The organism is Janthinobacterium sp. AD80 (assembly GCF_002878455.1).
GTDB lineage: Bacteria > Pseudomonadota > Gammaproteobacteria > Burkholderiales > Burkholderiaceae_D > Janthinobacterium.
Genome location: NZ_NRDQ01000261.1, coordinates 1 through 6,341, shown reverse-complemented (window position 1 = coordinate 6,341; position 6,341 = coordinate 1). Strand labels below are relative to the sequence as shown.

Annotated in this window: 4 protein-coding genes; all 4 read left to right on the top strand. The window is 70.6% G+C overall.

Annotated elements, in window-relative coordinates; translation table 11 throughout:
- Positions 1-116 precede the first annotated feature (116 nt).
- Complete coding sequence (locus tag JaAD80_RS28250; RefSeq protein ID WP_258003234.1) at positions 117-647, top strand: hypothetical protein; 531 nt, start codon at positions 117-119, stop codon at positions 645-647.
- Between the two features lie 17 nt (positions 648-664).
- Positions 665-1,999 (top strand): type VI secretion system baseplate subunit TssK, encoded by a 1,335-nt coding sequence (gene tssK, locus JaAD80_RS28245; RefSeq protein ID WP_102299472.1) that lies wholly within the window; start codon positions 665-667, stop codon positions 1,997-1,999.
- A gap of 3 nt (positions 2,000-2,002) precedes the next feature.
- Positions 2,003-2,887 carry a DotU family type IV/VI secretion system protein gene (locus tag JaAD80_RS28240; RefSeq protein WP_102299470.1) on the top strand — a complete coding sequence of 295 codons (885 nt, stop codon included), beginning with the start codon at positions 2,003-2,005 and terminating at the stop codon, positions 2,885-2,887.
- Positions 2,881-6,341 (top strand): type VI secretion system protein (locus JaAD80_RS28235; RefSeq protein WP_102299468.1); only part of this gene is annotated, 3,461 nt, incomplete at its 3' end. The genes JaAD80_RS28240 and JaAD80_RS28235, both read left to right, overlap by 7 nt.

The following is a 6,341-nucleotide window of genomic DNA, read 5'->3' as shown; positions in this document are numbered from 1 at the left end:
GCGGGCTTGCTGGCGGCCGCCCTGGTGCTGGTGTTTGGCGCGGGCATCGGCGCGGGCCTGCGCAAGATGCTGGTGCTGTCCTGATGTTCACATTATTTACCGTACAGGGATATTCCATGGCATTCAAGACCGAATCGACGCAGGCCGGCGCGCACCGCGCGATGCTGCTGGCGGCACTGGCCCTGCTGGTGGCCAGCTTGCTGACCGGCTGCGGCGCGCTGGCGCTGATGCGCGGCGATCCCCGGCCCGTCAAGCCCGACTGGCAAAGCCTGACCCTGATGGCCGCGCCTGACGCCAACAGCAACAGCGCACTGGCGGTGGACGTGGTGCTGGTGCGCGACAAGGCCATGCTCGACACCCTGGCCGCCATGCCGGCCGCCCGCTACTTTGCCGCCAGGGCCGACTTGCAGCGCACGTTTCCCGAGGCCTTGACGGTGCTGTCAGTGGAAATCACGCCGGGCCAGGCGCTGCAGCTCGATGCGCAACGCTACGCCGGCCAGCGCATCTGGGCCGCCTTTGCCTTTGCCAATTATGCCAATCCCGGCGACCACCGCGAGCGCCTGCTGCCTGGCAGCGGCGCGTATGTGCTGCAGCTGAACGCGCAGGGTTTTGCCGCCAGCGACATGAAGACGGGCGCCGCCCGCTAACCGAGGATCTATCCGCCATGGCCGAAGCAATGTTGTATGACCGTATCCAGTGGCATGAGGGCATGCTGCTGACCCCGCAGCATTTCCAGCAGGAGAGCGCCCGCGTGGACGCCCTGGTGGGCTGGCAGGCGCTGGCCGCCCAGCCGGCCGCCTGGGGCGTGCGCCGGCTCGCCATCGACGAGGCCCGGCTCAGCGGCGGCAAGCTGCGCATCCTGGCGCTCGAAGCCATCCTGCCCAACGGCATGGCGGTGGCGCACGATGGCCGCCAGGCGCAGGACTTCGTGCTGGAACTGGACCTGGCGCCGTACGCGCAAGCGATGGAGCAGGGCGACTTGCCCGTCTACCTGGCCGTCGGCGCCGCGCGCTCGCTGCGCCTGTCGGGGCAGCCGGCCATGTTCCGCCGCGTCGACAGCCCGCTCGTCGAGGATGAGGTATCCGAAGCGCTGGCCGACGAGGTGCCGCGCATGGCGGCCAACTTGTGCCTGATGGCCGGCAAGGTGCCGGGGCCGGCGTGGGTGTATTTGCACCTGATGACCTTGCGCAAGGAAAACGAGAGCGTGCGCCGCTGCGCGTTCTGGCCGGCCCAGCTCGAGGTGCCGGCCGGTTCGGCCCTGCTGCAGCGGGCGCAGGCGCTGGCCGCCCTGATGCGCAACAAGGCCGTTTTCCTGGGACGCCAGACGGCCGGCGGCTCGTCGCGCCTGGAAGACCGGCTGGCCATGCTGGAACAGCGCGCCCGCCTGTCCAGCCTGACCCTGCACCTGCCGCTGCTGGAAGCGGCGCTGAATGCGGGTCCCGTGCAGCCGCAGCCCCTGTACCTGGCCCTGTGCGCACAGCTGGGTCCCTTGTCCGCCTTGCGCCCCGGCGCCGTGCCGCTGGCGCCGCCCGCCTATGTGCATGGCGACAGCCAGGCGGCGTTCGACAGTGTGCTGGACAATTTGGTGGACCTGGTGGGCGAAGTGAGCCAGGAATGGAAGACCTGCACCTTCAACCTCAACGGCCAGGTGTTCTCGCTGCCGCTGCGGGCCGAATGGCTGGGCGGGCAGGGCGCGCGCCTGGTGGTGGGCCTGCGCGGCCAGGGCGAACGCGAACTGGCGGCCTGGATGGCGGGCGCCGTGATCGGCTCGCGGACCGTCTCGGCGTCGCTGGGCGACCGCCGCGTGCTGGGCGCCACGCGCAGTGCCATCGACGGCGCGCCGGAACTGGGTTTGCGCGGCAGCCAGGGCTGCAGCCTGTATGCCATCGAGGTCAGCGACCAGTTCATCGTGGCCGGCCAGGATTTGCTCATTAGTAACATCAACGAACACCTGCTGGCGCAGCGCCCGCAGGAAGTCGTTTTGTTCATCAAGGGATGAAGCATGACACTCCAGGATAAAGTCCATGGCGCGCACGGCGCCAGCGGTGCGGCGGCAGGCGCCGCCCGCCATCTCGGCGGCGACGGCAACGACCTTGCCAGCATCCAGTTCCGCGCCTTCGTGGCGTTGCTGAACCAGTCCGTGGCCGATGGCGCGGCCCTGGGCGAGGCGGATGGCCGCGCGGGCGCGGAAGCGCTGAGCCGCAAGCTGAGCCAGCTGATCGAGCTGCAAACCCTGGAGGCGGGGCGCCAGGGCGGCAAGGCGGGCGCCGAGGCGGAATTGCAGGGACGTTTCCTGAAGGCGGCCCTGGCCGACGAAGTGCTGCTGCACCTGGACTGGGCCGGGCGCACGCACTGGCGCCACGTGCTGCTGGAGGCGACCCTGTTCAATTCGGGCCAGGCCGGCCAGCAAGTGTTTGCCGACATCGACCAGCTGCTGCGCGAGCGCGAACCGGCGCGCCGGGGCGTGGCGCGCCTGTATCTGTACCTGCTGTCGCTGGGCTTCCAGGGCCGCTACCGCGACAGCGCGGGCCTGGCGCAGATCGCCGACTACCGGCGCGAGCTGTTTCAGTTCGTCTACCAGCGCGCGCCCGACATGCGCGCGCGCGACGCCGTGCTTACCGAGCAGCCGTATGCGAGCACCTTGTCGTACGGCGGCGGGCGGCGCCTCTCGCGCCTGAGCCGGCGCGGCGCCATCCTGGTGCTGGTGCTGCTGATACTGCTGGGCGTGTCGGAAGTGCTGTGGCTGTGGCAGTCGTGGTCCGTGCGCAAGGCCCTGAGCGCGCCCGTGGCGCCGGCCGTCGTGCACTTCTGCGTGGCGCCGCCGATGGCGCTGCACCTGCCCGTCATTCCCGGGCATGCCGCACGCGGCGAGGTGGCGCCATGCTGAACTTCCTGTCCGACAACCTCGTCATCGCCGTGCTGCTGGTGGTGACCTTGCTGGTGCTGGTGCTGCTGGCCGTCGTCATCAGCGCCGCGCTGCGCAGCGGCGGGCAGGGCGCGAACGCCAACGGCGGCAGCAAGCTGCGCCTGCTGGGCTCCGAATCGCTGCGCCGCTCGTTTCGCAGCGCCATCGAACTGATCGAGGCCAACCTGGCCGAGCGCGCCGAGCGCTACAACCTGTCGTGGACCTTGCTGCTCAATGAAAGCGGCAACCGCGCCGTGTCGCTGGCGCAGTCGGGCCTGCCCAGCGCGCTGAGCACCGACAGCAGCCTGACGGCCGCCGCGCAAGGCATCACCTGGAACTTCTTCGACAAGGGCGTGGTGGTGCAGCTGCAGTCCGAGTATCTGGGATCGCCCGATCCCGACAGCGCCGCCAGCAGCGGCATCTGGGACGATTTCCTGGGCCTGTGCCGCGCCTACCGGCCGCTGCGCCCCTTCGACGGCATCGTACTGGCCATGCCATGCACGGCGCTGCTGGCCAGCGATCCGCAAGGCCAGCTGGAACTGGTGGCGCGCGCCAAGGCCATCCACCGCCGGCTGTGGCTGGCGCAGAACCGCCTGGCGCTGCGTTTCCCCATCCACCTGGTGGTGACGGAATGCGAAGTGCTGCCCGGCTTTTCCACCTTCGGCACGGCCTTGCCCGAGCCGATGCGCCGCTCCATCCTGGGCTGGGCGTCGCCGTATGAACTGGTGGCGCCGTTCCGCCTGCAGTGGGTCGACGCGGCAATGGACCAGATCGTCGGTGCGGTGGCCGACAGCTGCGCCGAACTGTGCGCGCTGGAGCAGGCCAATGCCGACAGCCGCGCGTATTTCCTCCTGCCCAGCGAGGTCGAACGCCTGCGCGCGGGCCTGAAAGTGTTTTGCGAAGAGCTGATGCGCCCCAGCGCCTACCACGAGCCTTTCCTGCTGCGCGGCATCTATCTGACGGGCGACTGCAGCGACGCGGCCGCGCTGCTGGCCGCCACGGCCAGCCTGGCGCCGCAGCCGGCCCTGGCGAACGAGAAGGAGCATACGCAGCTGGCGCTGGCCAGCGCCGGCGCGCAGGACGAGGCGGCCCTGGCGGCGCAGGACGGCATGCCCGTCTTCCTGCGCGATATTTTCGAGCGCAAGATCTTTGCCGAAGTGGGCCTGGTGCAGGCCTCGTCGCAGCGCATGCGGCGCCCGGCCGTCAACCGCCTCGCGTACTGGTCGGCGCTGCTGCTGCCCGTCCTGTGGGCGCTGGGACTGGTGGTGTCGAGCTTCCAGCTGCACCGCCTGGCAGGCGAAATGGTGGTGTACCTGGAAGCGCTGAACGGCGACGCGCGTGCCAGCCTGCAAAGCGGCCGCGCGGCGGCCGGCTGGGTGGCTGCAGGCGCCGCCGGCACGGGCAATGGCCAGCGCAGCCAGCAGCGCGCCGTCGATGCCCTGCTGAATATCGAACAGCTGGGCGAGGCGCATTTCAGCTCCGTCTTCATGCCCGGCTCCTGGGCCATCTTCGACGACTTGCACGACCGCGTGCAGCAGCGCCTGGAGCAGGGCTTCGCCGACAACGCCTTCGAAGCGCTGCGCCGCTCGGCCTTCGCGCAGCTGGGCCGGCTGACGGGCGTGCCGCACGATCCGGCCACGGGCAGCCTGATCGCGGGCGCCCAGTGCACCCTGCCGGCGCGCTGGCATGAGCTGGCGGGCGTGCCGGCGCCCAATGCGCTGAACCTGGAAGACCTGCCGCACTACCAGGCGATGCTGCAATACCTGGCGCGCATGGATGAACTGGACCGCGTCATCAGCGCCATGCTGCGCCTGAAGGGACCAAGTTCCGTGCCGGCTTCGGGCGACGACCTGGCGCTGGTGGTGCGCGTGCTGCTGGGCACGGAACTGAACGGTACGCCGGCCCGCACGGCCGCGCTGTTCCGCGCCGTGGCGCAAAGCGTGCCCTCGCTGGCCATCGAACCGATGCAGGAAGCGGCGCGCTGCTCGCTGCACCTGGCCAGCGGCGCCATGTATCGCCGCCTGTTCGACGACAATGGCTTGCTGCGCGCGGAACAGGCGGTGGCCGCCAGCACGGGCGCGCTGCTCGAAGGCGGGCCGCGCGGCGGCGACCTCGACGGCCAGCTGCGCCTGTGGCAGACCTTGCGCACGGCGCTCGACGCACAGCAGGGCCAGCTGATGGCAGGCAAGGGCGCCTGGATGCATCAGAGCAGCATGAACCTGGGCGCGGGGCACGAAGCCATGCTTGAGCGCATCGGCGCCAATTCGCTGCTGGGCAGGGCGGCCCAGGACGACAGCCGGCAGCTGGCCACGCAGGGTTTCGGCCGCTTCATCATGGCATGGGACACCACCCTGGCCGCGCCCAATCCCCTCGATGCGGGCGGGGCGGGCCTGGTCTGGAGCGGTGCCGGCAGCGCCGCCAGTTGGGCTTTCACGCCCGAGCGCAAGGTGCTGCACGAGGCCGTGGCGGCCATGCTGGCACCGTCGTATATGCGGGCCGAGACGCCCGTGCGCCTGCCCGAGGTGCCGTCCGGCGCCACCATCCACTGGGACAAGGGACAGCTGGAGCGGGCCGCCAGCCTGGCCGAGGCGCGCAAGGCTTTCCTGGCGGGGCCGTACACGCGCCTGCCGGGCCGCTTGCAGCAGCCGGCCGGCACCCTGGTCGACCAGGCGCTGGCCGGCAGCGTGCACGCCGCGCTGGCGCAGGCGCTGAGCTTTTCGGCGGCGGAACTGCCCAGCGCCGCCAGCGATGGCGAATATGCGGCGGTGCTGCGCTTGCGCACCCGGCTCGAGGAACTGGGCGCGCGCCAGGCCGTGGCCGAACTCGATACGGCGCTGGCGCGCGACGCCATGTCGCGCCTGCGCCGCATGGACGAGGTATTCACGGCGGCCGAGGTGTTCCTGCCGCGCGACCGCGCCTTCCAGGGCTGGAAGGGAGACAAGGGCGCCCTGATCGAAGCCTTCGCGGCCGGCGACAGCGCCGGCCTGAACGCGTATCTGGCGCAGCAGCAGGAATTCATCGAGATCCTCGGCAAGCAGGTCGAGGGCGTGCTGACGCAGCTGTCCGGACCGGCGGCGGGCCAGCCGCTGGTGGCGCGCTGGCAGGCCATCCTGGCCGACTTGCGCCGCTACCGCCTGAAAAGCCCCGGCAGTTCGCTGCTGGCGGTGGAGCAGTTCATCCTCAATGGCAGCGCCGACATCGACCTGGGCAACTGCGCCGACAAGCTGGGCGCGCGCATGGCGCAGCGGCGCGGCAGCGATGTCTTCGCCGAACGCCTGCACGGCTTGCAAAGCGGCTTGCTGGCGCGCTGCCGCGAACTGTCGGCCAGCCATTACCAGGGCGAGTGGGAGCGCTTCGCGGAAGTCTACAACCGCGACCTGGGCCGGCGCCTGCCGTTCGTTGCCCTGTCTGGCGCGCCGGCGGGCCGCGTGCGCAG

Excerpts from the sequence above, each read along its gene's own strand:
- JaAD80_RS28240 (WP_102299470.1), top strand. The coding sequence starts at position 2,003 with ATGACACTCCAGGATAAAGTCCATGGCGCGCACGGCGCCAGCGGTGCG.
- JaAD80_RS28250 (WP_258003234.1), top strand. The coding sequence starts at position 117 with ATGGCATTCAAGACCGAATCGACGCAGGCCGGCGCGCACCGCGCGATG.
- tssK (WP_102299472.1), top strand. The coding sequence starts at position 665 with ATGGCCGAAGCAATGTTGTATGACCGTATCCAGTGGCATGAGGGCATG.